A 24,871-nucleotide genomic window follows, 5' to 3' on the forward strand; every position below is an offset into this window, starting at 1 on the left:
CTATTAATTTTTCGTAAGTAATACCGAAAGGATAGTATCCAATTAGTTAAGCACAAGGAGTCTAACGTGGAGGACACAGTTAATGTTCCGGCACCAAGAACCCCTCTAAATCTTGAGGTCTCTTTCAAACGCAATTATGCGCGCGAAGAAACCAGAGGCACGCTTAAGAATATCAGCATCACAGGAGCCTTTTTGGAGTTTATGGGTGGCGAGGTCCGCGCCAACGAGAAGTTACATCTAGTGTTTGTCGTCGCAGGTCGCGAGCGCAAAGTTGCGGCTCACGTGATCTGGACAAACTCTGCAGGCTGTGGAGTAAAATTCATGCCTGTAAATAACCGCGACGTGCAGATCGTCGACGATTTGATTTATTTCGTCGAGAACAGTCGCGAAGATCGCCGTTCCGTGATGGACACGATCTTTAAAAAGGTGGGCTAATCGTAGAATACCGGCTGTGTTGGGGCAGCTAGGTATTTAAATTTTGGCTTTTAAAAATAAGAAGAGCGAGTTTTGAACTCGCTCTTTTTTATTTTGGGTTGGTGCTGCTTCAGCTTCGGGCCCTCAGGCCCTCCGCTTTGCGGCCTGCCGGCCGTTACGTACCAACGTGAGTGTTGTCCATAGCTTGTTGTTCAAGCTCTTTTTGTTTTCTTTTCTTTCTTAGCACGATCAAGATTGCAAGACCCGCTGCTGCCAAACCGACAACGCCTAAAGCCACTGTCGTGTCGTTATCCATTCCAGTTGGAGCTTCGTCAGCTGCTGCTTGTTGTGGAGCAGGTGGGTTGACAGCTTCCATTGGAGGAGGCGGTGGAGGTGGAGCTTGCTCTGCAAAGTCTTGTGGTGGTGGAGGTGGCGGAGCCATTTCCATTTGTTGTTGCTCTGGCATTGGTGGAGGAGGAATTTCTCCTTGAGCAAAATCTTGTGGAGGCGGAGCCATATCACCTTGTGGTGGAGGTGGTGGGAAATCTTGCGGCGGTTGCTGCATAGATCCCGCAACTTCTTGATGTTGCGCAGGAGCTTGTTGTTGTTGTTGGGGAGCGGATGGAGCTTGCGCCATTTGGCCGCCTCTCCAATAACGAAGTTCCGTACCTTCAGCAATCGCGCCTTTAGAATCTACAGAGTTGCTTGACCAAACTTCTTTCCAAGCATTGTCATAACCAAGAAGATCTTTTGAAACGCTACGGATATTATCCCCAGCCTTAGCCACATAAACTTCGGGAGCCATGCCGTTATCTTCATAATAAGTTACGATTTTAGATGAATCGTCAGGACGGTTTGGAGAATTGTAATAAACTTTGTCGCCCGCACGAACATCGCGAGAGTTGAAAGTAGGATTTCCCTTTTTTAATTCTTTTGTTTTATCAGCACCATAAATCATTTGGCTGATGCTTGCTAAAGAATCACCCGGTCTTGCGAAATAAACTGTGTTGTACCAAGTTTTTCCGACTTGCCAAGGAGCTGTCGCTACTTTTTGCAAAGGAACATTCGCTTTTTTCGGAGCTTCTTCAGAAGAAGAATCAACCACTGTCGTTGAAGTCTCTGTTCTTGTAGAGCTTTCAACCATTGTCGTGTTGTCTTCTGTTGTTGCTGGAGGAGCAGTATCTACAATTGTCGTTGAGGCCGCGGGAGGAGCATCCATTGTTGTTGTTTCAGCAAATGGATCTGCCGGCAAAGTTTCTGAAGAAGTTGCGACATCTGTTTGTTCTGTCGTCGCTTGATCTTCGCCCAGCGTAGTTTCAGTTGTAGTTGTTGTAGTTTCGGTAGTCGTTGTTGTTTCAGCAGCTGCTGTTTCACCCAACGCGTCTTCAGGAAGTTGGTCGCTAGCTAAAGAATCGTCACCTGCGATTTCAAGGGCTTCGTCGCCTTCTAGTTTCTCTAGATCCGCAGAATCATAATCGGCAGTGACTTCTGTATCAGCTTGGTTGTCTTTAGACGTACAGCTTGTGACCTGAGATGCCAGACCTAAGCACGCTAATAAGATAACGAGTTTCTTCATCATGTGTTCATCCTTGAGTGATGCTATGAAACATACTGTTTCAATAAAGCCTTATTAACAATTTATGCCCAAGACTGGAGTGAGGCAAACACTAATACAGTCACTAGACTATGGTTTAAGCAGCTGTAATTTTGCGCCAATTTTGATTTTGTTCTTTTCAAACCAACCTTTTTGCATCTCTAGAGCGTACTTCGCCGGTTTCGCGCTGGGGTAAGAAGGAAGTTGAGCATCCGGAATTCCTTTACCAGACTTCATTTCCTGCACATCGACCAAGGTCCCGCTTCCATCAAAGTATCCAATAGAGAGATCTATCAAAGTATTTTTCATCCAGAAAAAACGCGTTTCTACGTTTTTAAAAATGAAGAGCATGCCTTCGTTTTCGCCCAGTTTTTCACGAAACATCAGGCCTCGCTCGTGTTGGTCGGCAGTCTCTGCAACCTCCACGACCAAGGTTTTGGTTCCAACCTTGATGTTTCTTGTCTTAAAAGGAGTCGCCGCAAACAGCGACACAGGTATATATATAGTTAAAAGAAAAAGAAGCGTTTTAATTTTTAAGCATTTCAAGAGCAACGCCATAACGAACTCCTTTTGTGGAAACAATCATTCCCGGAAGCTTCAATGCTTCTATCACGGCTAATAAAATGGAAGCTCCGGCAAAAATAATATCGGCGCGTCCTCCAAGTTGATACTTTTCCTTTTTTTCTTCAACGGTCGTCGCCCCGAACTCACGCACCCAGTACGCCAAGCGCTCTTTCCCTAAAAAGAAACCATCTACTTTCTTTTCGTCATAACCCCCAACCTCAATTGCAACAAGCGAGGTCGGTGTTCCGGCAACCGCAATGATTTGATCGATCTTTTCTTTTTGTAGTTCAGGTAAAACTGTTTTGATTTGTTCTTGGATATATTCTTCAACCGCTTTTTGTTCCGAAGCAGGAACAGGTTGGGTCGTGATGAATTTTTCAGTCAAACGAACGCCGCCGATATTCAGGCTTTCACCAAAAAGAATTTTACTGCCTCGGCCCGAAATAAGTTCGGTAGAGCCGCCACCCACATCGACGATCAATGATGTTTTTTGATCGTCGTTCATTCCTGCGGTCGCACCCTGATACGTAATGCGAGCTTCATCTTCACCTGGGATAATTTCTATAGGGATTCCCAGTTCTTCGCCGATTTTAAAAAGCTCTTTTCCATTTTTTGCATCTCGAGCTGCCGACGTCGCCATGGCCAAAATGCGATCCACTTTATGCAGATCAATTTCTTTTTTAAATTCGGCAAGGCAGGCCTTGGCGCGCTGAAGGGCCTCAGGATGAAACTCACCGGTTTTATCAACGCCTTGACCTAAGCGCACTGTCGTTGCGAGGTCTTTATGTACTTTAGTAATTCCGTCTTTCGTGCCTTCAGCAATCAGACAAAGAAAAGTATTTGTTCCAAGATCAAGGGCTGCAACTTTCATTTACTTTAATTTCTCCTGCAGAATCTTATTCACTAATTCTGGATTTGCTTGGCCCTTTGAGGCCTTCATCACCGCGCCGACGAAGAATCCAAAGACCGCTTTTTTACCTAACTTATATTCTTCCACGTTTTTCGTATTGGCGGCTAATACTTCTTCCACAATTTTTTCAATTGCGCCGGGGTCGGAAATCTGAACCAAGCCTTTTTCTTTAACGATCACTGCAGGTTCTTTTCCGGTTTGCCACATTTCTTGAAAAACAGTCTTTGCTATTTTTCCCGAAATAGCCCCTTTATCAATCATGGCGATCATTTGACCCAGCTGTTTTGGTCGAACCGGCGAATCCTTAATGCTTTTATTGGCTTCTTTAAGTTCGCGTAAAATTTCCGTCATCACCCAGTTTGATGAGGCCTTAAAATTATTCGATTCCTTCGCGGTTTCTTCGTAATAATCGGCCAAATCTTTTTCCGTCGTCAGAACTGTAGCGTCGTATTCAGGCAAAGCATGTTCTTCTTGGAAGCGTTTGGCTCGCGCAATAGGAAGCTCGGGCAGTTCTTTACGATATTGTTCAATCATAGCCTCGCTGACCGTCAATGGCAGCAGATCTGGATCGGGAAAGTAGCGATAGTCCTGCGCGTCTTCTTTTGTGCGCATAGAAAACGTACGATTTTTATCTGGATCCCACAAGCGCGTTTCCTGGATAATTTTTTCGCCACGTTCTACCGCATCAATCTGTCGCTCAATTTCAAATTCAATGGCTTTTTCCACGAAACGGAAAGAGTTGATGTTTTTAATTTCCACTTTCGTTCCAAAGTTAGGGTCACCCATTTTACGCACTGAAACGTTACAGTCGCAGCGCAAGGAACCTTCTTCCAAGTTGCCGTCGCAAACATCAAGATAGCGAACAATTTGGCGGATCGTACGAGCGTATTCAGCCGCTTCGGCAGGGCTGCGAATGTCCGGACCCGAAACCACTTCCAGCAAAGGAATTCCGGCGCGATTGTAATTGATAAGTGTGTAGTCTCCGTGATGGTTCGACTTACCTGCGTCTTCTTCCATGTGCGCTCGCGTGATAGACACCGTTTTTTCGACCCCATCGACCTTAAACGTCACTGATCCATTTTCACACAGCGGCTGATCGTATTGAGAGATTTGGTAACCCTTGGGTAGATCCGGATAAAAATAATTTTTACGTGCAAAAACAGATTTGCGACGAATATCACAACCCAGGGCCAAGCCTGTTTTAATCGAATATTCCACGGCCTTTTTATTTACTACAGGCAATGATCCCGGCATCCCCACACTGATCGGAGACGTGTTTTCATTATCACCTGCTTCAAAGCTTGTAGAATCCGCGCTAAAAATTTTCGACTGTGTGCTGAGTTGTACGTGAATTTCAATACCGATGACGGCTTCATATCCTCTATATGACATGGGGATTTTTTCCTTTCACCGGAGAAGCACTTTCCAGTGCAAATGCCACGTCCAACATTTTTTGCTCTTCAAAGTGACTTGCCGTCAGTTGAATGCCAATAGGAAGATTTTCTTGCGAAAGTCCGAAAGGCACACTCATTCCGGGAAGACCGGCTAAGTTGGTTGACGTAGTAAAAATATCGTTTAAATACATCGTCAACGGATCAGAAATACGCTCGCCAATTTTAAACGCGGGCGCCGTTGTCACCGGACTTAGAATCACGTCGCATTTTTTAAAAGCTTCTAAGTATTCATTCATGATCAAGCGACGAACCTGACCTGCTTTATTATAGTAGGCATCGTAATAGCCGCTCGAAAGACAATAGGTCCCTAACATAATACGACGTTTGACTTCTTTTCCGAATCCTTCGCCGCGGGTTTTTCCATAAAAAGTTTCTAACTCCACTGCGGATAGATTTTTAAATTCAGCACGATGTCCATATTTCACTCCATCATAACGAGCAAGATTGGATGAGGCTTCACTAGCCGCAATCAAGTAATAAACAGGCACCGCGAATTCGGACATAGGCACTGAGACTTCAACAATTTCCGCACCCATTTTTTTGAGCGTCTCAATCGAGTTTTCCACGGTCTTTTGCACATCGGGATGCAAGCTGCCGCTCATGTACTCTTTCATCAAGCCAATCTTCATGCCTTTAACATCCGACTTCAGATTTTTACTCCACGCGGGGACGGGTCTTTGCGTAGTGGTGGAATCAAAGCTATCAAAACCAGAGATGACTTCCATAGTTAAGGCAGCATCTTTCACGGAGCTGACCATAGGGCCCGCTTGATCCAGTGAAGATGCATAAGCGATTATTCCATAGCGACTGACACGACCATACGTAGGCTTTACCCCCACGATCCCACAGAAACTTGCGGGTTGGCGAATGGACCCCCCCGTGTCTGTACCTAGAGTTCCTGCAACCAAACGTGCGGCTTGGGCCGCCGCCGATCCTCCGGAAGAACCCCCGGGAACACAATCAAGTTTCCAAGGATTTTTTGTCGGACCATGGAAAGAAGTTTCATTAGACGAACCCATCGCAAACTCATCTTGATTCAGCTTACCCATCACAACAATGCCAGCCGCTTTAAGGCGAGCTACAACGGTCGCGTCGTAGGGAGGAACAAAGTTTTCAAGAATCTTAGATCCCGCCGTCGTCTTAAGACCTTTTGTACAAAACATTTCCTTTATTCCAAAGGGAACGCCCGCCAAGGGACCGACATTTTCGCCTTTAGCAATGCGGGTATCTAAGGCTTCTGCGTCTTTGATGGCTTGATCATTCTTAGTCGTAAAAGAATTTAATTTTTCATCGAGCGTGGCAATGCGTTTGGCAAAGTGCTCAGCTACTTCTTTGGCACTGACTTTTTTATTTTGAACGGCCTCGGCAATATCTGAGATTGAAGCAAAAGTTAAATCCATCTTAAACCACCGGAGGAACTTTAAAAAGGTTTCCAGCTTTTGCCGGAGCATTAGCGGTCATTTCTTCAGCGGTAAATTCCTGCTTAACCACATCTTCGCGCCAAAAAGATTCGATTTCCGTTGGTGTTACCAAAGGTTCAATCCCGGCTGTATTGACTTTTGAGATCTGCTCGAAATGACCCAGGGCTTTGGCCAATTGGGTGCTGTACTCTTGGGCTTCTTCGTCACTGACTTGCAAACGAGCAAGCTTTGCGATGTGTTCAATAGTTTTCTTGTCGATCACCGAGAGTCTCCTTCGCGGGGATGTGATATTTAAAAATAATCAAAAAACAAAGTTCAGTCACCCTTTGCGCAGTCTTTCCTTTTTTAGACTAGACCTTTTCCCTCAGAGTGATAAATTCATTTCCATGTCTAAAAAGCGCCACGAAGAGCTCAAGAAAATCATCTCGCACCACGACTATCTTTATCACGTCATGGATAGCCCAAAAATCTCGGACTACGAGTACGACCAGCTGTTCACCGAGCTTTTAGCCCTGGAAAAAAGCGAAAAGAACTTAGACCTTTCCGATTCACCGTCTCAACGTGTGGGCGGAAGTCCTCTTAGCGCTTTTGAAAAAGCGCCGCACCGTCTTCCCATGCTTTCATTGGCTAATAGTTATTCTCCCGAAGACATCTTCGACTTCGATGAGCGCGTAAAAAAATTCCTTAATACCGATAAAGCCGTCGAATATCTTGTCGAACCCAAGTTCGACGGTCTTTCGATGGAGCTTATCTATGAAAACGGTCAGTTCGTACGCGCGCTTACTCGTGGCGATGGAACGGTGGGCGAGGATGTCACTCAAGGCGTTCGTACCATTCGCAGCGTTCCTCTTAAGCTGAGTACGAAAAATCCGCCAGCGCTTTTGGAGGTCCGTGGCGAAGTTTTAATGTTCAAACAGGACTTTGCAAAACTGAACGAGACCCAACAAGAAAACGGTCAGCAAACTTTTGCGAATCCTCGTAATGCAGCGGCTGGCTCGGTACGCCAATTAGATTCAAAAATCACGGCGTCTCGTCCTTTGCGTTTTTATGCTTATGCCTTGGGTGCTGTTGATGGCGTTGAATTTAAAACCCAATTAGAGATCGAAGAGTATTTTCACGAAGTAGGCGTTCCCTCATTACAAAATAAAGAGGGATTAAACCTAGTTCGAGTTTGCAAAGGGCCCGAGGAAGTCGTTGAGTATTACCATCACGTAGAAAAAGTCCGTCCGCAGCTTCCGTTTGATATTGATGGTGTAGTAATTAAGGTGAACTCTCTTCGTCTGCAAGATGACTTGGGTTTGGTCGCGCGAAGTCCACGATGGGCCACGGCTGCAAAGTTCAAACCTGAACAGGCGCAAACGGTTATTGAAGATATTATAGTCCAAGTGGGAAGGACGGGGGCCTTAACCCCGGTCGCGATCATGAAACCCGTTAAAGTGGGTGGCGTGACGGTGACCAATTCTACTTTGCACAATCAAGATGAAATCAATCGCAAAGACGTGCGCGTTGGTGACACAGTTATCATTCAGCGCGCGGGTGATGTGATTCCGGAAGTTGTTTCGGTGGTGGCAGAAAAGCGTCCTAAGAATAGCAAGCCCTTCTTAATTCCTTCTGAATGCCCGGCCTGTGGATCAGAAACCGTAAAAACTGAAGGCGAAGTAGTCACTCGTTGTGTGAATCCACTTTGTATTGCCGTGGTTAAAGAGTCGCTGAAACATTTCGTCGCTCGTCGCGCGATGAATATTGATAAAGTCGGCGATCGTCTGATTGAAACCATGGTGGATCACAAACTCCTAGCGAAGTTTTCAGATTTCTATCGCCTTTCAAAAGAAGATGTTCTGTCTTTAGAGCGACAAGGTGATAAGTCTGCAGAGAACATTATCAAAAGTATTGAGAACAGCAAAAACCCCACTTTGGCGAGATTTATTTTTGCTCTGGGCATTCGCTTCGTCGGAGAACAAACCGCGAAACATCTTGCCGATCATTTTGTGAATATAGAAAACTTCTTAAAGGCGACGGAAGAAGAGCTTTTACAAGTTCCTGAAATCGGTCCGAAGGTGGCAAAAGCTATCGGCGATTGGACCGCCAATAAAAAACTCGTCAACGAAGTTCATGACATGCTCAAGCTAGGCGTGACGATTGCAAATCCTGTTCGCTCGGCAGAAGGCGCTCTTTCGGGAATGAGTTTTCTAATTACGGGAACTTTGCCTATTAAGCGCGACGATGCCAAAGATATCATTGAAAAGAACGGCGGAAAAATTCTTGGCTCGGTCTCTTCAAAATTAAACTATCTTGTTGTGGGTGATGATCCCGGCTCAAAAGTTGAAAAAGCACAAAGCCTGGGAGTTAAAATCATTTCCTGGGAAGACTTGCAAAAGATGCTTTAATTAGCGCTGGCCCGCTCGCGGCGCCGTCGCTTTATTGGCATCAACAAGCTCTGCCATACGGCCGCGCAGGTGAACGCACGTTGCGCTTAAATCCTTAATTGCATAATCGACTTGGGATTTGCTGCGGCCTCTTTTTTCAAAGTGCTTACGTAAAACAGTTTCATCTTGCTGACAAAGAACGTCTACGCGACGAACTAGCGCACGATACTCCGAAGGGTTGGCTTTCGCGAAAGCCAGGGTTTCACTGGCTTTATTCGACGCCTTCACACATTCTTCCGTGGCATTTTTAGAGCGACGAATGCAAATGGGTTTTTCGTCTTTCAAGCCAAAAAGAACGGGATTACAAAGCACGACGGATTTTCCGTCTTCGTTATCGCCATAAATTGCCGAACCTTCTTGATTTGCCTTACACGAATAAGTGACCGACTTCCCAGAGGCATCACGAATTTCTTTTTCGCTAATCGGAGAACACTGCGGACCTTCAACCGCCCAACCGGCGTAAACGCAAGCAAGGCGTTCGGTTTTACTGACCTCTTCCACATCCAGATTGTCGTTCCCTTTCGAGTTACCAACATCTTCCAAAGCTCTAAGATGATAGTCGGCCACGTGGGGGTTATTACCCACGCGATCTAAAACAGCACCGCTTTCGTCGCGTCTTTCTGTCACCGTCATCGGACCTGCTTTAGATGCTTTTTTGATTTGAGCATCCGGGCCTAAATCAATCACCACTTCTTCAGACGAGGACGGCGTCACGATTCTTTTCACGACTGTATTTTTACGAAGAATAGGGGCCTCAAAAGGAGAAGATCCTTCATCCAGTGTCACTTCAACGTGTTTTGCCAACTGATCAGCACTGATTTGAACTTTCGAGCCTTCGTAATCTTTTTTATCCAGCTCTTTAAGTAGGTTTCTGGAAATTGTCGAAGCATCGTCATTCGCGCTCGTACATACATAGACACCACTGAGGCGATCCCCTGGGCAGCGCATACAAACTAATGAAGCCGCCGCTTTCACACTTCTTTGCACCTGACAGCGCTCGTCGGCCGCTTCGGCAGGATTCCCAACTAGAATAGAAGATGTTGCACAAAAAGAAGCGGAGTTAGAAAGTGCCTGAAACAAAAACTCGGGTAAGAAACTGTATTTGCGTTTTGGATTAATTCTTTCGCCCGCATCGACAGCATCGACTTTCGCATAGAAGGCCTGGATCTCTTTCAACCATGCTTTTTGATTTTCGTCAGAAAGTGCGCGGAACTCTTCATAAGACAATGTGATCTTGTCCGTAGATTTATAGAATTTGCCTTGCGCAAATGCGCTTGAAGTCAGCGCAATAAGTAATGAAAAAAGCATCGCTGTCATTTTCATCGCCGCATCCTTTGTCCATCAAAGTTTCAATATTTGTTTATCGGCGAATTAACGACTTGTCTTGAGATGTCTCAGAATAAGACAGCTCTTTAAACGGAAAAACCCGTGGCTTGCACCACGGGTTCTTTGCAATAACTAAATCAGCACCAAATTAAAGGTGATCGATCACGATATCGCGTGCCATAACAGTCTTACGACCATCAGCTTTAGCACTTTCGATACCTTTTAAGCAAAGTTGCTCAATAGCTTTGCTAAGAACATCAATAGTCTCAGCAGAGGTGTTCATTTGACCTTTTTCTTTGATAAGTTTTTTTACTTTGCTTGTTACAACAAGTACTTCTGCCATGATTAAACCTCTCTCCATCCGTGTGTTTACCTGTAAAAGGTTTGCATAGGGTCCAGAAATTGACAATATGAAATCTTCTTGCGGCGCACTAATTATTTGCCGAGGTCGTTTTGCCTGGGTTCGCGATCAGTTCCGATTTCCCATCCACAAATTTCAGAAGCTCGGCCTGACGGCTTCCCCCTTCGGTTGGAGAAATCCAAACGAAAGTTTTTTGATCCAAAGGTTTCGTACACTCCACGTCCAAAAACGCCGGCGACCAGCATCCCGAATTCAAATGTTCCACCGACCCAATAATTTCGTGACGTGTATGATGAGTGTGTCCAAAGACGATGCGCTGCGCTTTGGTGATTGCACTCGCCATGGAAAGGACTCGATCATCTGGCTCTTTATACCCCGAAACTAAGGAGGTGATCGACTTGCTGTAAAAAAGGAAGAAGGGCAGCAATAAAAAGAGCGGAATAAAGGCCCAGAAGAAAGAAATTTCATAAACCGAGCGCACAAACACCATCAGTTGGAAAATTAAAAAGAACGCGACAAAGACGATGAACGCGCGGTCCAACCAAAGTTCACGGGCCAACAACGTCGGCTGACTGGCGGCTGGGGCGACAAAAAGTTCCTTAAGCTCCCTTACCATACGCGGCTCTGCGTTCGCTTTTTCTGCAATTCGAGACACACGGTCCTCAATCTTTAAAGGATTGCGAATCGGCGCTGAAAGTCGGTCAAAGAAGGCATAAAGCAAAGTTACAACCGAGCCCCAGAACCAAGTGATAACCAAACCCGGCTGAGCGCGCAGCATATATTTAAAAAAGAAGCGGATGTATTCCGGCAAAGTCATAATGTAGTTCGTGTCGACGTGAGGATTAAAAAATCCCATGCCGTTGGAAATGTAACGACACGCCAAGTTTCCAAAAGGCAGCTTCAAAGAGATGTAATTGTATCCGCGCACAAAGGGGTTGATCGGGTCTTCACACATACAGTACGGATCGTACTGATTGCCGTGCTCAATCAGAGTGTCTTGGTTGCTGATGTAAAACCATTCAACGAAGCGAACCTGATCGCGTTTGTGATCTGGCAAAGCTAAATGCTTATGAATCTCTTCCTGCACTTCTGGAAAATGAAGTTCAAGGTCATGATTACCAATAACAAAGATCGCGCGATGTCCACGCAGAATGAACTCACGCAGTGCCCGTACGAATTCCGCATGATCCTTTAAAATAACTTCAATCTTATAACGAGATCGTTCCTCGCGAGGATAAAGACCGCGATGACGTTCTAACCAATCAACTTTGTAAGTCGGTTCATCAGGCAATCGTAAAACACTGTCAAAATCGAAAATGTCGCCGTTAAGAATCAACTCGATGGGCTGACCATTTGCCTTTTCTTCAATGTGCTTCAAGAAGTTTTCAAAAACATCATCGAAAAAGAATTGCCGCGTTTTAAACTTCTTCCATAACGGAAACTTAATGTTAACCGGCTCTGCCTCGCAAAGATGCAAGTCACTGATGATAGCAGTGAATGAAGCGGATCTGAAATCAGGAACTGGTTGCGAAAAAGAAGTGGGCAAATCTTCCTCCCAAGAATATGATCGTGCAGATGAAAGAATTTATCAAGAACCTCAAGACTCCAATTGCTATTGTCGGGATGGGTAAAAGTGGCGAGGCGGCTCGCCGACTTCTTTTAGATCTCGGATTTTCTGCTCAGTCCGTACTCACATTTGACGGAAAATTGCCGACAGCGGATTTTAACGATCCTGAAGCTTTGATGTCTAAAGCAGCACCGAAAACTTTGGTGGTCTCGCCGGGGGTTCCCCTTACTTCAGCCTGGATTCAAAAAGCGCAAAGTGAGGGAGTTAAGATCACCAGCGAAATTTCTTTGGCCTGCGCTTGTTTAGAGCAAGAAAAACTCATGGGCATCACGGGATCCGTAGGAAAAAGCACGACGGTATCACTTTTGGGTGCAGGTCTTGAGGCTTTTTCTAAAACCGGATTTGTTGGTGGGAACCTGGGAATTCCATTTTCTCAATATGCCGCGGAAGTCATCGAAGGACAAAGGCCTCGCGCAGACTGGATTGTCTTAGAGCTCTCTAGCTATCAGCTGGAAAATTGTGAAAACTTATCTTTGGATTTGTCGGCAATTACGTACTTTACCTCCAATCATCTAGAGCGTTACGACAATCTTGAACACTACTATCATACAAAGTGGAACATTCATTCCATCACAAAAAAAGCCATGCTCTTAAACAACGAAGGTGGCGACCTTGTCGAGTATTCGAAGAAAAAGGGTCGCGATGAAAGTGTGAAAGTCATTTCAAAGAATGATCCTGCGTTTAAAGATCTTCATTTGGAAAAAGCTCAGCTTATTGGACAACACAATCAAGATAACTTGGCTTTAGCCTCTGCATTGGCTCTTGAGGCCGGTTGGCCACGCGAAGCCATTGAAGGCATGAAAAACTTCAAAGGCCTTGTTCATCGTTTAGAAAACGTCGGAACATTTAAAGGCGTTCGTTTTATCAACGACAGCAAAGCCACGGCGATGGACAGTGTTCTGATCGCCAGTACAGCGGCGCATGACACTTTAGCAAATGGTGGGAAGTTATTTTTACTTTTGGGTGGAAGAGATAAAAACCTTCCGTGGCAAGATTTAATGCCGCTAAAACACTTTCAGTCCGTCGAGTTCGTGTTTTTTGGAGAATGCCGTGAGATCGCTCAGAAGAAATCTCTTTTACCCGGTTCGTCCTATCCGCAGTTGGGTGAAGCCTTAGAGCATTGTTTCAAAAAGGCAAAAAGTTCAGACACGGTTTTACTTAGCCCGGGTGGAACAAGTTTAGACGAATTTAAGTCTTTTGAAGATCGAGGAAATTTCTTTAAGTCGAAAGTCGCTGAGTTCGCTAAAACCAGTCAGTTAGCGGAAAGTTAAAACGGAAAGCGAATTGGCATCTACCGGAAGAACGCGCGAATACATTTTGCGTGTTCTAGCTCCTAAGACAACCACTTCGTGAGTATCCTCAGGAACATTGAAAAGAATAAAGCCGCCGCCCGCAATGCCTTTGCGATTTTGCAGGATGCGTCCTTGCATATCAAAGTAAACGATCTGTCTTGGGTCAAAATTATCGTACGCCGCAAGATAGACCTCAAAGTCTTCATCTGGAACAAAGCCAACAACAAATCCCGTGCTCGGCATATCATCAAGTCTTAAGAAGGATTTGATCGAAGTCAGCCATGACCAGTGAACAAGCGGCGCATGGATGAATTCATCCGTATCATTATATATATAACGTGCGGATACATAGTCAGCACCTTCGGGTTGAACACGCATTAATCCCAACCGACTGACATGAGGTAACGTCACTGTCGTTAAACCAGTATTTACCTCTAAATCTTCCTGCAAGCTTTGCATTGTAACTAAGCCAGGGCGAGCTTCACCGGTAAAGGCATCATAAATTCGCAAGGGCACAGCTTCCGTTTTAATCGTAGATTCTACATCACCTTGGGCAACGGATCCTTCTTCAACGACTACGTTTTGATAACCCAAGATCGCAGAAGAGCGCGTCGCTAAAATAGAATGAAAGCCTGGTTCCACATCCACGAAAGCAAAAAGACCGTTATCACTTGTCGACTTCAGCTGCGGATCAGGAATCATGAAGGAGTTAAAGTAAACCGGGATCAAGGCTTCGTCAGATTCGACAACAACCTCTGCTCCCGCCAAGGCTTTTCCATCCAATGTGACTTTGCCCCAGATGATAGTTGGTGAGCCATCAATAGACTGGGCACGCTGTTGGGCCACGATATCCTGAAGCGCCTTGATCATAGATTCTGGATAAAGTTGAGATTTAAATTCTTTTCCTGAAATGACGATCGCCGCAGTTTGCAGATGCTTAGGAGCAGCCGCTCTCATAACTGTCATTGAACCTTTGGTGACATTATCCATGGCGACTAGACCGTCATCCTTTTTAACTGCAATTTCGCTGGCACCTTTTACGAAAGTGGCGCGCGTTTGTGCTGGAGCCACGTCATTAGGTTTTGGATTGTAGGCGCTTGTTACAATACCGGCAAAATCAGGATGAGGTTCAATCTTAAGTTTCGGACCTTGAAGAGTTCCGGCATTTGCCGCAGCCACGCGATTCAGACGGAATGAGCCTTCGCCCAAAGTTTTTCCTTCTTTATCCACAAGGCGAGCCACCACGGTTCCGTTTTTATCTTCGACTTCTATATTATAAAGACCTTGGCGCAAATCTACGCGGCCTAGTTCTTTTAAGACACCTTCATCATTGCGACGAATTTCAATATGGTGCTCGTTAGTGACGGCAAGGCCTCCGGTGATTTCAAGAGGACCTTGGATATAATGACGAAGATTTTTTTCTTCAACAAAGGACTGAGAACCCTCCGCACGCTCGTCCATAACGCCTTGAGGAGTTCTGTCCGGAACAGACACCGAAGCTTGAGAGGGACGCGTGCTCACTTGGCCCGAAGCCGATGTTCCCGCGACATACACATTAGAAGACGAAGAAGGACTTGTCGCTAAGGCTCCTGATTTTTCAAGAACCTCGCGAGCCATGTCACTCCAAGTGGGAACAGTCCAATCTTGATTTAAGATCTCGCTACGCCTCTGCGCTTCTTGCAAACGCTTCGCTTGGGCGACCGGTAAATGCTCAACCCAAGCGCCTTCAGAGGCTTCTTCAACGGGAGCAGAAGTAATCAGGGTCTCTGGCCTCTTTGTTAAGACCATTTCTGGAACTTCAATTTTTTTCGCAAAAAGAGGCGTCGAAGAAGTTTTTTCAACCGCTAAAGTTGCCGGTTTTATTTTCGCAAGTCGTGCCCATTCTTCAGAGATGCGCTCTGATTCCACGACTTCTTCAAAGGCAATATGTGGAGGAGAATTTTTCTGCGCCTTAATCGTCAGCGCTTCATAAATAGGAATGAACTTCAAACCACTTAATTGGCTTGACCAGCATAAGCATCCCGCTAGTACTGCGAACGGAAGAATCCGTTTAAGCTGCATTCCTTGCAACGTAACCTCTTCAAATGAAAAGACTAGTCATATTGACTAGTCTATATCGTATTTAGAAGGAGCGGAAGTCGTCAATCACGTTGCGATTGTCGCGACTTTGGTTAAGCGCGCGGCGGATCTTTTCTGCGATCACGCCCGCACGATCGTCATCTCGATCTAGCAGCTCAAAGCCACCATCTTCGTCACGACCTTCGACTAGGACCTCGACCTGAACATCATAAGGACGCTGATCTCCCAGAACCGTGACGTGCGTATAATAGCGCTCACGGGCCATGTCCATTTTCTCGATGGGTTTATTTTTCTTATCGTAAAACTGAGAGACCAACTCTCTTCCATTCTGGCTGACCGAGCGAGGCTCGCCAATCACACTCATAACGGCGCGACGGGTTTCACTCACATTCAAAGGCGTTTCACGAAGAATAACACCGCCGGTACGACACCCAGACAAAAGAAGAGTTCCCGCTAGAATTAGAAAAGAAATGTATTTCATCATTATTTCTTTTGAGCCTTATTCCAGTCATCCATGAAAAGCTTAATGCCTTTATCAGTTAACGGATGGTGAGTCATTTGCTGCATAACCTTGTATGGAATGGTTGCGATATCAGCACCCATCTCCGCCGCAAGTTGGATATGCATCGGGCTGCGAACGCTAGCAACTAAGACTTCAGTCGCGAAGTCATAGTTTTGATAAATTTGAATAACCTGATTAACCATCGCCAAGCCCTCTTGGCCAATGTCGTCCAAACGACCAACAAAAGGAGAAACCATTGTCGCGCCGGCTTTAGCGGCCAACAAAGCTTGCATTGGCGAGAACACCAACGTGACGTTTGTCTTGATACCTTCAGCTGTTAATTTTTTAACTGCGATCATTCCATCTTCAGTCATCGGAATTTTAACAACGATGTTTGAAGCAAGCTTCGCAAGTTCTTTACCTTCACGGAACATTTCTTCAGCCTGAAGGCTGATGACTTCTGCAGAAACAGGACCTGAAACTTCCTTGCAGATTTCTTTGATCACGTCATGAAACGGTTTTCCAGATTTAGCAATCAACGAAGGATTCGTTGTGACACCGTCAACCCAACCACGCAAGTTGGCCTGTTTGATTTCTTCAATTTCAGCTGTATCGATGAAAAACTTCATGGGATCTCCCGCAAGAAAAATGGATTAAATGTAACACCCAAATTTGTACGTTGGCGCAGGCTAAAAATCAACCAGGCTTTTACCCTGAATATAAAACTCGGCCTGTCTTGCAGGCGCTGCCGCACGTGCAATTTCACTTAAGTTCTTCTGATAAATAGGATGCTCATATTGACCCCATGCTTCCGCCGAGCAGCGAATAATCAGTGGGTCCTGATGAAGTTGAGGATAGGGAAGAGTTAAGCGTGGAGACATCAGGATCAAATCGTCATAAGTAAGAAGCGTCAGCTCTTTGTGACTTTTCTGGCTTAAACCCGGGGTTCCCTCTTCACACAGAGACAAAATCAAGTGCAACAAGGCATCCACGTTCAGCGGCGTCTCAAAGCGTATGACGAATTCTAGATAGGCACTTAAGTCTAAGCGCTCTGCCGTTAAATACCGCTTATAGACCGACGAGATCGCGGTGACTTCGCCACATTCATTTAATTTTCTAAGAAGGTCCTTGGCTTTCTCAGCGCCCCCGACAAGATCAAGGGCCGCGTGAATCAAAGCAGAATGCCGAATTGGCGTCATGCTTTTTTCCCGAACAGAACGTCACGAATTTGATAAAGACCTGGTTTCTGTTTCACCAACCACTCCGCAGCCATCACCGCCCCTTTAGCAAAAACAGTGCGGTTTAAGGCGGAATGCTCAAAAACTAAAACTTCTTCATCACTCATAGAGTAAACCTTGTGAACGCCGAAAACGCCTCCGCCTCGAATAGCCAAAGCTTCAGGAAGTTTTTTTCCGACAGCTTTTTCTAAATTCTCTTGCAGAGTGATCGCGGTGCCGGAAGGTTTGTCTTTCTTTCGATTGTGATGAATTTCTTCGATCTGAAAATCAAAATGTGAAATCGCAGAAAGATTCTTCAGCGCTTCATTTAAAACAGCAACACCTAAACTCATATTAGAAGACCACAGAACGGGAATCTTCTTAGCATATTGAGTTAGAAGATCTTTTTCTTTTTTTGAAAAGCCCGTCGTGCCGCAAACTACCGGCGTTTTGTTTTCGGCGGCTCTTTTAAGAACATCCTTTAAGGCTTCTGGTGAAGAAAAATCAATCCACACGTCGACTTGTTTCGCTTTTTTTACATCGAACTTATCGTCGCGATTCAGTGGATAAAACAGCTCACAGCGGGGATTAGAGTCAATAACTCCGACAATCTCTTTTCCCATGCGGCCCGCAGGGCCGATCACGCCGACTTTGATTTTTTTCACAAAAGACCTACTTTTTTCATTTCCGCTTTCAAGCTTTCCGTGTGCTCAGGCGTAAGTTCGACTAAAGGCAAACGCAAAGAGGCCGAATCAATCACACCCATTAACTGCAATGCCTTTTTTACTGGAATCGGATTTGCTTCCACAAAAAGAAGATTAATAAGATTCATGTACTTGTTAATATCCGCACGAGCTTTTTCGATTTGTCCTTCAGAAACCCATTTTTTCCACTGCACCATTTGCGCAGGAATCACATGAGTGGCTACAGAGATCACGCCATGCCCACCAGCACCTAAGAAATCAACATAAGTGCCGTCATCTCCTGAAAGCATCACAAAGTCTTTACCACAAGCTTTGATGATGTCTTGGGCTAAATCAATTTTTCCGGTCGCTTCTTTAATTCCAATCACACCTGGAACTTTCGCCAAGTCGCGAATGGTTTCGGTAGCTAGGGATGTGATGGTACGGCCAGGAACATTGTAAAGAAGAGTCGGAATTTTTACCGAACTCGCCACCGCTTTGAAGTGTTCAAAAAGACCACGCTGAGGTGGCTTATTGTAGTAGGGAACCACAACCAGAATTGCATCCGCACCCATTTCTTCAGCTTTGCGAGATGTTTCAATAGACTTTGCGGTGTCGTTTGAACCCGTTCCCATAATCAAAGGAACTTTGTCGCCCACAAACTTGCGGATGTGTTTAAACAGCTCGGCCACTTCTTGAGTTGAAAGAGTCGGGCTTTCAGCAGTGGTCCCGTTAACCACAAATCCATCAACACCGCCATCCAGCTGTTGTTTTAAAAGACGGTCTAAAGACGCGTAGTCGACTTTGTCATTTTTAAACGGAGTAATTAAAGCTGTGAAGGTCCCTTTAAAGTTTTTCATCCTACCACCTCTAGATTGTATTTGAATTCTCCGACGAACACCGCTCCGCCGGTCATCAGTGGGTGAGTGTCTTTGCCATCAAAGACAACACTTAAAAGCCCACCTGGCATTTGCACTTTGATCTGTTTTTCAGAAGTCAGTTGCGAGTAAACCAATGCCGCCGCGACCGCACCGGTGCCGCAAGCCAGCGTGTAATCTTCAACGCCTCTTTCAAAAGTCACCGCATTGATATGACCTTTTTCATTTTCCGCATAGAAAGTAACGTTTGCACCCGCAGGTTTTAGATCCGCATGAGATCTGGCTTCGCGAGCCATTTCTTTTAAGGCTGATGCCTCAGAAAGATTTGAAATTTTTTGTACTAAATGCGGAACACCCGTATTTACAAGCGCAAATTTTTGAACGCCTTTGGAGTTTGTTTTTAATTCTATGGATTCTTTCACAAACCGCGCTTCAGGCATTTGCACACGCACTTCGTCGTCGCCCAGAATTTGCGCCGTCACAAGGCCGGCCCCAGTTTTAAACTTCAAGGACGCTTTGTTTTCAGAACTACCGAGATATTCATAACAGAAACGAGCAGCGCAACGAGCGGCATTTCCGCACATCTCTGCCGTAGATCCATCAGAGTTATAAAAATCCCAGTCGTAATCAAAACCCTCGCTGCCATTTTCAATCAGCAGGAATCCATCCGTGCTTAAGCCCAACACGCGATCACAAACAAGCTTTGCAAAATCAGCTCGCGACTTACCCAACGAGTTTTCCACATCTCTCCAGTCGGATTTTTCGCGGGCATCGATAAGAGCAAATGTATTTCCCGCTCCGGACATTTTCATGATGGAGATCGGAAGAAGCTTTTTCATCGCTCCTCCGGCTCGTTCACGGATGTGTCTTCTTGATCTTGTTGCAAAACTTTAGGTAAAGGTTTTTTCTGCGACTCTTTGTACGTGGGTTCTCCACGACCTAAGGGTGCGGGATTGAGTGGTGGCAACGGACGACCTTTCACGCCGCAACCTGCGAACGTCAAAAGCACTCCACAAACGAGAAGGATTTTATTCAGGTGTTCCATTCATCCCCTTTAGCTCTCCTTCCACCTCGACAAGGCGGCGGCAAAGCATGGGGTCTATCATATACTGTCTATACTGATTCGCTGAAATGTTTTTGCAGCTCATCACGTATTTCTGAGCCTCATCTGGGTTGTTTTTCTTAAGGGTTTGGCCGTATTTCCAATTCCAGTAGTATAATTCGGGATATTTTTCGTCAGACTTCTTAAGATTTGCTAAGGCATCTTGCGCTTTTGTAAGACTTTTCTGACCCAAGGACTTTTCAACCTCTAGGGCCTGCCAGAATTTTTGCTGCGGGGACCGTTTGATCACGACAGTGTCGGCCACTTTCTGATAGTCCAACCAACGATTCTGACAGATCAACGCTTGTGCCAGGCTGAGCTTTAATTCCTCATCAAAGCTCACAACCTTTAACTGCTTTTGCACGTTTTCTTGCGCGTTTTTGCAGTCGCCTTTAGCGATAAGCAGACGCGCTTGTTCATTGATGATTGAAAAGTTGTCGGGCTCAATACGAGCGGCTTCGGTGACCTTATCCAACGCTTGGTTCAAATCGGTCTTTCTTAAAGAGACACCGTTTTCAAACAACTGTTGGGCTTTATCACTAAAAAAGACATTGGCAACCTCAGAGGTCGTTTTTTTAAGATCCGAGACGGCCTGAGGACGTGTTTCGCGCTGAATGGCGGTAACAAGAATATTCAAAGCCTGCTGACGATCGCGCTGCAAACTGAGGTTATACGCTTTTTCGATAATATCTTTGTAGGTCTCAGACTTTCCATTCTTCGTCTGAGCAAAAGCGGGCAGTGCTAAAAAGGAAAGAGCCGCAATCGCTGCGGCTCTTTTCATGATCAATTGCATTGATTAGTTCTTTTTGAAGTTTTTCAAAACAACAGTCACGTTACCGAATTGGCTTGGAGCCACTTGTTTCAACATACCAGAAAGTGGAACTTGTTGTGGGTTGATCCATGCGTTGATTTCAGCATTTTGTTCTTTGTCCTTAAGACGAGCGTGGATGCAATCGAAAGTACCAGCAGGAACAGTGATTCTGTCTTCTTTAACTTCGATAACTTCTACGTCTTGTTTAGGTACTTGTTGTTCTTTACCGTTCACTAGCATTTTTTTGATTTCGCCAGTGTTTGGATCAAGAAGAGTTTCAACTTTTTGTTTTCCAGCGAAACCAAGATCCATGTTTTGATCCATCCAGATGCCATCAGCACCGATAGAACGAACTGACATAGACATTGAACCTTTGATGAAGCCCATGTCGATGTTGTAGTTAGCGTTGTCGCCAACTTTCCAGTCCAAACCCATTGTTTGAGCTTGATCCATGATCGCTGCGTTTTGGATGTTAGCCAAAACTTCAACTGCAGTTGGAGCAGCAACAGCGTTAACTGAGAACGCAAGACCTAGAGCGGCGATAAGAGCCTTAACCATAAATTCCTCCTTGAATGGTTTTTATTGTGGTGTCTTAATCACACCGACCTAAGGAGGTAGAGTCAAGGCTCAAATTATTGTTCTCTAAAACTACTGACGAGAACTTGACGCGGCTTGCTGCCGTTCGCAGGCCCCACGACACCTTCTTTTTCGAAGATTTCAATCAGTCGCGCAGCACGTGGATAACCGAGTCTAAACTTTCTTTGAATCAAAGACGCAGAAATTTCTTTCTGTTCAGAAGCCCACGATAGAATTTCGTCGTAACGTTCATCGTATTCTTCTTCACCAAATCCGCCGCCGCCAGAATCACCAGCCTCAGCACCATCGCCACCTGAAAATCCATCCAAAGCTTTCATCGCTAATGGATCGTATTCGGGTTCGGCTTGTGCAGCCCAATGTTTCACGACGTTGCCAATTTCTTTATCTGAAAGATAAGGACCATGATGGCGAGTCGGTTTTCCCACGCCAGGAGCCTGGAACAGCATATCTCCATTCGGAAGAAGGCGTTCTGCACCTGAATCATCGATGATGATACGAGAGTCCATTTTCGATGCCACTTTCAAAGCCACGCGTCCCGGAATATTTGTTTTAATCAAACCGGTGACAACATCTTTACGAGGCGATTGAGTTGCCACGATCAAGTGGATACCGCAGGCACGCGCTTTTTGTGTCAAACGTTGAATCGGCTCTTCGATGTTCTGCTTTTCAACGATCATCAAATCCGCAAGCTCATCCACCACGATCACGATAAACGGAAGTGGTTGATAGTAGTATTGCTCAAGCTTGGCTTTTCCTTCTTCCAGCTCCAAATTGATTTTTTCATGCTCTTCAATTTCAGCTTTTGAAAGTCCACCCGTTTTTTCGTTAAAGGCTTCAATTTTACCGACACCGAATTTCGATAAAGATTTATAACGCTTTTCCATTTCGCGCACAGCCCACTTCAAAGCTGTCGCAGCCTTCTTAGGTTCCGTTACGTGAGGAAGAACCAAGTGTGGCACCGTAGAAAAAGGCGCCAAGTCGACCATCTTAGGGTCAATCAAAACCAAGCGCAGTGTTTTTGGAGAATGGCGGAACAAAAGGCCCGTGATAATAGAGCCGACAAACACCGACTTACCAGAACCCGTTGTACCCGCGATCAAAAGATGCGGCATCTTACGAAGATCCACTACCTTAGGTTCACCATCCACAGCGCGACCGACAGCCATCGGTAACGCAAGATCTTCACTCCAGAACTGATCTTCGGCGATCAAGTCTTTGTAATAAACCGTCTCGCGCTTTAAGTTCGCTGTTTCAATACCGACAACATCTGTTCCAGGGATATGACCCACCACACGTACAGATTCAGATGAAAGAGCCAAAGACAAATCATCTTCAAGCTCAGAGATCTTACTGATTTTTACATCGGCATTTGGTTTAAATTCATACATCGTAACAAGCGGTCCCGGCTTCGCATCCTGGATAGAACCTTCGATAGAGAAGTTCTTAAGCTTTTCTACCAATGAATCCGCTTTTCTTTGAATCTCGGCCTTATCAATTTTAATACGCGAAGCTGGAGGATCTTCCAAAAGCGCAAGCTTTGGCATATCCCAGTTTTCAATACGACGAGGAGGTTTTGCCTTCATGACGACTTTGCGTTTTTGCGCAAGCCTCAAGGCCGGTGTCTCCTCTTCTTCTTCTTCGATCTCTTCTTCATCTTCTTCTTCCGCAGCTTCGGCGTCGGCTTCAAGAAGTGCGTTGAGATCTTCATCTTCTTCCTCTTCATCTTTACCAACAAATTTTTTGTCAGAAAGCGGGAAGACTGTTTTAGGCTTGTCCTCTTTTGCTTCTAATTTTTTTGCTTTGGCTTTTTTCTCTTTCACGAACATGCCGGCAAAAAAGCCCGCAAGTTTATCCATGATTTTCTTTTTCTTTAAGAAAGCCATAAAGCCGCGTGGAGTTTCTGAAAGCTCCTGCAAAGATTTTTCGAAATAGAAAACAATAAGGACGGCCATCAATGAGAGCAGGATGACTTGAACGCCGATAGAATTAAAAGCGCGCATCAAAGCCTGGGAAACACCCAAGCCCAAAAGACCACCCAAATATATCTGCTCTTTGAAAACTTTTGTTGTTGGCAAGTAAAGCGACAAAAGAGCTGCGATATTCACGATCAAAAGAAGCGCCCATACAAAGCGAATGTTCTTAAGATTTAGCGATTCCCCTTGGAAACTTGCGTACGCAATACGTAGAAAGCTCGCAACAACGACCCATGCCGCCAGTCCAAACGCTTGATAAAGGCCGTCTGCAAGGAAACTTCCCACGATTCCACAGTAATTCGTGGCTTTAAGCCCTTGCCCAATAGAATTCATAGAGGGATCAAATGGATTGTAGCTGAACAAAGCCAGGGCGAGGAAAAGCCCTAAACCTAAAAAGCCGATTGCAATGACGTCCTGACGAAACTTCTTAAGAAAATGATTCATTTAAAAAATTTACGAAATTTCCCGTAGTTAGTCATTCTAACAGGCGCAACCTTGACTTAAGACTGGTGCGGTTTCGAAAAATGCCGTATACACGTATCCTTGCAACGAGCCTGACCCAGAGGGTCAACGCCAGGAGCCTGTTTAAGCATGCTAAAAATAAACGAGATTTTCTATAGTGTTCAAGGTGAAACGACGTATGTAGGACTTCCTACTGTCTTCGTGCGCCTGACGGCATGCAATCTGCGCTGCACTTATTGCGACACCAAATATTCTTATTATGAAGGTGAGTTGCAAAGCCTTGAAACAATTTTGAAAGAAATTGAATCGCACAAAACACCTTATGTCTGCATCACCGGTGGAGAACCTCTTTTGCAAAAAGAAGTTCACACTTTGATGAACACATTATGTGAGCGCGGGTACAAAGTTTCTTTGGAAACCAGCGGATCAAAAAGCATTGAGCAAGTTGATCCACGCGTAAAAATAATTTTAGACGTGAAAACTCCTGACAGCGGAGCTGCAGATTCTTTCTTGATGAACAACATCAGCTTTTCCACGCCCAGCACGGAATACAAGTTTGTTATTTGTTCTGAAAAAGATTTTGAATGGTCTGAAGAATTCTGTCGTCAACACAATTTATTTGAAAAATTTGTGGTTTTATACAGCCCATCATACGGCCAAGTGTCTGAACGCTGGTTGGCAGAAAAAATTTTGCATCAAAATTCATCTGCGAGGTTGCAATTGCAGCTGCATAAGTATATTTGGTCTCCCGAAACACGCGGAGTGTAGTCCACTCCAAAAATAAATAAGCTGAACATTCTTGGGAGTTCCATGACGCCGAACCTAAACAGTTCCGATAATCTTTTTGTCGCTAATCTTCAGTCCGTAAGCTTGGAAAAGCTTGTGAAAAGCAAACTGGAAGTTTTATTTGCTCAACAAAAAGAAGCTCAAGTTGAGTTGAATGGTTTGTACAACGTCGTTATCGAACAAGTAGAAAAGCCTCTTTTAGAGCTGGCTTTGCGCGCTTATAACGGAAATCAAGTTAAAACAGCGCAAATGCTTGGCATCAATCGCAACACACTTAAGAAGAAAATTGACAACTATAAGATTCGTGTAAAAAAACTGAACTAAGAGATTAGTTTTCGGAAAAATGCTTTGGATCCTAGTGAACCGAAGCATTTATCAGAAAACTTGTGCAC

At 45.1% G+C, this 24,871-nt stretch carries 25 protein-coding genes; 5 read left to right on the forward strand and 20 right to left on the reverse strand.

Features of this window, described 5'->3' with window-relative positions; translation table 11 throughout:
- Positions 1 to 66: 66 nt before the first annotated feature.
- Positions 67 to 435 (forward strand): PilZ domain-containing protein, encoded by a 369-nt coding sequence (locus tag AZI85_RS16230; protein WP_063245020.1) that lies wholly within the window; start codon positions 67 to 69, stop codon positions 433 to 435.
- 154 nt (positions 436 to 589) lie between these two features.
- On the opposite strand, the gene AZI85_RS16235 is transcribed toward AZI85_RS16230, so the two are convergent.
- The 6 genes from AZI85_RS16235 to gatC all read right to left on the reverse strand — a co-directional run bounded on the left by AZI85_RS16235 (position 590) and on the right by gatC (position 6,619).
- On the reverse strand, positions 590 to 1,993 hold the full coding sequence (locus AZI85_RS16235; protein WP_253721040.1) for an LPXTG cell wall anchor domain-containing protein: 1,404 nt from the start codon (positions 1,991 to 1,993) through the stop codon (positions 590 to 592).
- Positions 1,994 to 2,098: 105 nt separating this feature from the next.
- Complete coding sequence (locus AZI85_RS16240; protein ID WP_063245022.1) at positions 2,099 to 2,566, reverse strand: DUF192 domain-containing protein; 468 nt, start codon at positions 2,564 to 2,566, stop codon at positions 2,099 to 2,101.
- Entirely contained in the window at positions 2,535 to 3,443 is a 909-nt protein-coding gene (locus tag AZI85_RS16245; RefSeq protein ID WP_063245023.1) for a Ppx/GppA phosphatase family protein, read from the reverse strand. Before AZI85_RS16245 ends, AZI85_RS16240 begins: the two co-directional genes overlap by 32 nt.
- The gene (gene gatB, locus AZI85_RS16250) at positions 3,444 to 4,874 is read right to left on the reverse strand and encodes an Asp-tRNA(Asn)/Glu-tRNA(Gln) amidotransferase subunit GatB (RefSeq protein WP_063245024.1); all 1,431 of its coding nucleotides are present in this window, start codon (positions 4,872 to 4,874) and stop codon (positions 3,444 to 3,446) included.
- Positions 4,864 to 6,336, reverse strand: a complete 1,473-nt coding sequence (gene gatA / locus AZI85_RS16255; protein ID WP_063245025.1) for an Asp-tRNA(Asn)/Glu-tRNA(Gln) amidotransferase subunit GatA — start codon at positions 6,334 to 6,336, stop codon at positions 4,864 to 4,866. Before gatA ends, gatB begins: the two co-directional genes overlap by 11 nt.
- A gap of 1 nt (position 6,337) precedes the next feature.
- On the reverse strand, positions 6,338 to 6,619 hold the full coding sequence (gene gatC / locus AZI85_RS16260; RefSeq protein ID WP_063245026.1) for an Asp-tRNA(Asn)/Glu-tRNA(Gln) amidotransferase subunit GatC: 282 nt from the start codon (positions 6,617 to 6,619) through the stop codon (positions 6,338 to 6,340).
- Positions 6,620 to 6,743: 124 nt separating this feature from the next.
- On the opposite strand from gatC, the gene ligA reads away from it, so the two are divergent.
- Positions 6,744 to 8,744 (forward strand): NAD-dependent DNA ligase LigA, encoded by a 2,001-nt coding sequence (gene ligA / locus AZI85_RS16265; protein ID WP_063245077.1) that lies wholly within the window; start codon positions 6,744 to 6,746, stop codon positions 8,742 to 8,744.
- Here the strand turns inward: ligA and AZI85_RS16270 are convergent, their stop codons facing one another.
- From AZI85_RS16270 to AZI85_RS16280, 3 genes are all read right to left on the reverse strand, one after another.
- Positions 8,745 to 10,106, reverse strand: coding sequence for a hypothetical protein (locus tag AZI85_RS16270; protein ID WP_063245027.1), 1,362 nt, complete (start codon positions 10,104 to 10,106; stop codon positions 8,745 to 8,747).
- 151 nt (positions 10,107 to 10,257) lie between these two features.
- On the reverse strand, positions 10,258 to 10,452 hold the full coding sequence (locus AZI85_RS16275; RefSeq protein WP_041872690.1) for a histone-like protein: 195 nt from the start codon (positions 10,450 to 10,452) through the stop codon (positions 10,258 to 10,260).
- Between the two features lie 88 nt (positions 10,453 to 10,540).
- Positions 10,541 to 12,016, reverse strand: a complete 1,476-nt coding sequence (locus AZI85_RS16280; RefSeq protein WP_063245028.1) for a metallophosphoesterase — start codon at positions 12,014 to 12,016, stop codon at positions 10,541 to 10,543.
- Between the two features lie 29 nt (positions 12,017 to 12,045).
- Between AZI85_RS16280 and murD the strand changes: the two genes are divergently transcribed.
- Entirely contained in the window at positions 12,046 to 13,368 is a 1,323-nt protein-coding gene (murD, locus tag AZI85_RS16285; protein WP_253721036.1) for a UDP-N-acetylmuramoyl-L-alanine--D-glutamate ligase, read from the forward strand.
- On the opposite strand, the gene AZI85_RS16290 is transcribed toward murD, so the two are convergent.
- The 11 genes from AZI85_RS16290 to AZI85_RS16340 all read right to left on the reverse strand — a co-directional run bounded on the left by AZI85_RS16290 (position 13,354) and on the right by AZI85_RS16340 (position 23,675).
- Positions 13,354 to 15,450 (reverse strand): hypothetical protein, encoded by a 2,097-nt coding sequence (locus AZI85_RS16290; protein ID WP_253721037.1) that lies wholly within the window; start codon positions 15,448 to 15,450, stop codon positions 13,354 to 13,356. The two genes, murD and AZI85_RS16290, sit on opposite strands and share 15 nt — an antisense overlap.
- A gap of 61 nt (positions 15,451 to 15,511) precedes the next feature.
- Positions 15,512 to 15,952: a hypothetical protein gene (locus AZI85_RS16295; protein WP_155724064.1), complete on the reverse strand. Its 441-nt coding sequence runs from the start codon at positions 15,950 to 15,952 to the stop codon at positions 15,512 to 15,514.
- Positions 15,952 to 16,599, reverse strand: coding sequence for a fructose-6-phosphate aldolase (fsa, locus tag AZI85_RS16300; RefSeq protein ID WP_063245032.1), 648 nt, complete (start codon positions 16,597 to 16,599; stop codon positions 15,952 to 15,954). The genes AZI85_RS16295 and fsa overlap by 1 nt, the downstream gene beginning before the upstream one ends.
- 60 nt (positions 16,600 to 16,659) lie before the next feature.
- Complete coding sequence (locus AZI85_RS16305; RefSeq protein WP_063245033.1) at positions 16,660 to 17,169, reverse strand: hypothetical protein; 510 nt, start codon at positions 17,167 to 17,169, stop codon at positions 16,660 to 16,662.
- The gene (locus AZI85_RS16310; protein WP_063245034.1) at positions 17,166 to 17,852 is read right to left on the reverse strand and encodes a 4-hydroxy-tetrahydrodipicolinate reductase; all 687 of its coding nucleotides are present in this window, start codon (positions 17,850 to 17,852) and stop codon (positions 17,166 to 17,168) included. The genes AZI85_RS16305 and AZI85_RS16310 overlap by 4 nt, the downstream gene beginning before the upstream one ends.
- Positions 17,849 to 18,730 (reverse strand): 4-hydroxy-tetrahydrodipicolinate synthase, encoded by an 882-nt coding sequence (gene dapA / locus AZI85_RS16315; RefSeq protein WP_063245035.1) that lies wholly within the window; start codon positions 18,728 to 18,730, stop codon positions 17,849 to 17,851. The genes AZI85_RS16310 and dapA overlap by 4 nt, the downstream gene beginning before the upstream one ends.
- Complete coding sequence (gene dapF / locus AZI85_RS16320; protein ID WP_063245036.1) at positions 18,727 to 19,587, reverse strand: diaminopimelate epimerase; 861 nt, start codon at positions 19,585 to 19,587, stop codon at positions 18,727 to 18,729. The genes dapA and dapF overlap by 4 nt, the downstream gene beginning before the upstream one ends.
- Positions 19,584 to 19,793, reverse strand: a complete 210-nt coding sequence (locus AZI85_RS16325) for a hypothetical protein (RefSeq protein WP_063245037.1) — start codon at positions 19,791 to 19,793, stop codon at positions 19,584 to 19,586. Before AZI85_RS16325 ends, dapF begins: the two co-directional genes overlap by 4 nt.
- A complete protein-coding gene (locus AZI85_RS16330; RefSeq protein WP_063245038.1) occupies positions 19,777 to 20,643 on the reverse strand; it encodes a tetratricopeptide repeat protein in 867 nt (288 codons plus the stop codon). The genes AZI85_RS16325 and AZI85_RS16330 overlap by 17 nt, the downstream gene beginning before the upstream one ends.
- 3 nt (positions 20,644 to 20,646) lie before the next feature.
- On the reverse strand, positions 20,647 to 21,219 hold the full coding sequence (locus tag AZI85_RS16335) for a hypothetical protein (RefSeq protein ID WP_041872717.1): 573 nt from the start codon (positions 21,217 to 21,219) through the stop codon (positions 20,647 to 20,649).
- A 74-nt stretch (positions 21,220 to 21,293) separates the two neighbouring features.
- Positions 21,294 to 23,675, reverse strand: coding sequence for a DNA translocase FtsK (locus tag AZI85_RS16340; RefSeq protein ID WP_063245039.1), 2,382 nt, complete (start codon positions 23,673 to 23,675; stop codon positions 21,294 to 21,296).
- Positions 23,676 to 23,822: 147 nt separating this feature from the next.
- Here AZI85_RS16340 and AZI85_RS16345 point away from each other — a divergent pair, with 147 nt between their 5' ends.
- Both AZI85_RS16345 and AZI85_RS16350 read left to right on the forward strand, forming a co-directional pair.
- Positions 23,823 to 24,461: a radical SAM protein gene (locus AZI85_RS16345; protein WP_063245040.1), complete on the forward strand. Its 639-nt coding sequence runs from the start codon at positions 23,823 to 23,825 to the stop codon at positions 24,459 to 24,461.
- Between the two features lie 42 nt (positions 24,462 to 24,503).
- Positions 24,504 to 24,803, forward strand: coding sequence for a helix-turn-helix domain-containing protein (locus tag AZI85_RS16350; RefSeq protein ID WP_061834327.1), 300 nt, complete (start codon positions 24,504 to 24,506; stop codon positions 24,801 to 24,803).
- Positions 24,804 to 24,871 lie beyond the last annotated feature (68 nt).

This window comes from Bdellovibrio bacteriovorus, from assembly GCF_001592755.1.
GTDB classification, from domain to species: domain Bacteria; phylum Bdellovibrionota; class Bdellovibrionia; order Bdellovibrionales; family Bdellovibrionaceae; genus Bdellovibrio; species Bdellovibrio bacteriovorus_E.

Bases quoted from the DNA above. Each gene is read 5' to 3' on its own strand.
- ligA (WP_063245077.1), top strand. From the start codon at position 6,744: ATGTCTAAAAAGCGCCACGAAGAGCTCAAGAAAATCATCTCGCACCAC.
- murD (WP_253721036.1), top strand. From the start codon at position 12,046: ATGAAAGAATTTATCAAGAACCTCAAGACTCCAATTGCTATTGTCGGG.
- AZI85_RS16240 (WP_063245022.1), bottom strand. From the start codon at position 2,566: ATGGCGTTGCTCTTGAAATGCTTAAAAATTAAAACGCTTCTTTTTCTT.
- AZI85_RS16245 (WP_063245023.1), bottom strand. From the start codon at position 3,443: ATGAAAGTTGCAGCCCTTGATCTTGGAACAAATACTTTTCTTTGTCTG.
- dapF (WP_063245036.1), bottom strand. From the start codon at position 19,587: ATGAAAAAGCTTCTTCCGATCTCCATCATGAAAATGTCCGGAGCGGGA.
- gatA (WP_063245025.1), bottom strand. From the start codon at position 6,336: ATGGATTTAACTTTTGCTTCAATCTCAGATATTGCCGAGGCCGTTCAA.
- AZI85_RS16350 (WP_061834327.1), top strand. From the start codon at position 24,504: ATGACGCCGAACCTAAACAGTTCCGATAATCTTTTTGTCGCTAATCTT.
- AZI85_RS16325 (WP_063245037.1), bottom strand. From the start codon at position 19,793: ATGGAACACCTGAATAAAATCCTTCTCGTTTGTGGAGTGCTTTTGACG.
- AZI85_RS16345 (WP_063245040.1), top strand. From the start codon at position 23,823: ATGCTAAAAATAAACGAGATTTTCTATAGTGTTCAAGGTGAAACGACG.
- AZI85_RS16290 (WP_253721037.1), bottom strand. From the start codon at position 15,450: ATGCAGCTTAAACGGATTCTTCCGTTCGCAGTACTAGCGGGATGCTTA.
- AZI85_RS16340 (WP_063245039.1), bottom strand. From the start codon at position 23,675: ATGAATCATTTTCTTAAGAAGTTTCGTCAGGACGTCATTGCAATCGGC.
- dapA (WP_063245035.1), bottom strand. From the start codon at position 18,730: ATGAAAAACTTTAAAGGGACCTTCACAGCTTTAATTACTCCGTTTAAA.
- AZI85_RS16295 (WP_155724064.1), bottom strand. From the start codon at position 15,952: ATGATGAAATACATTTCTTTTCTAATTCTAGCGGGAACTCTTCTTTTG.
- gatB (WP_063245024.1), bottom strand. From the start codon at position 4,874: ATGTCATATAGAGGATATGAAGCCGTCATCGGTATTGAAATTCACGTA.
- fsa (WP_063245032.1), bottom strand. From the start codon at position 16,599: ATGAAGTTTTTCATCGATACAGCTGAAATTGAAGAAATCAAACAGGCC.
- AZI85_RS16275 (WP_041872690.1), bottom strand. From the start codon at position 10,452: ATGGCAGAAGTACTTGTTGTAACAAGCAAAGTAAAAAAACTTATCAAA.
- AZI85_RS16335 (WP_041872717.1), bottom strand. From the start codon at position 21,219: ATGGTTAAGGCTCTTATCGCCGCTCTAGGTCTTGCGTTCTCAGTTAAC.
- AZI85_RS16305 (WP_063245033.1), bottom strand. From the start codon at position 17,169: ATGACGCCAATTCGGCATTCTGCTTTGATTCACGCGGCCCTTGATCTT.
- AZI85_RS16270 (WP_063245027.1), bottom strand. From the start codon at position 10,106: ATGAAAATGACAGCGATGCTTTTTTCATTACTTATTGCGCTGACTTCA.
- AZI85_RS16330 (WP_063245038.1), bottom strand. From the start codon at position 20,643: ATGCAATTGATCATGAAAAGAGCCGCAGCGATTGCGGCTCTTTCCTTT.
- AZI85_RS16235 (WP_253721040.1), bottom strand. From the start codon at position 1,993: ATGATGAAGAAACTCGTTATCTTATTAGCGTGCTTAGGTCTGGCATCT.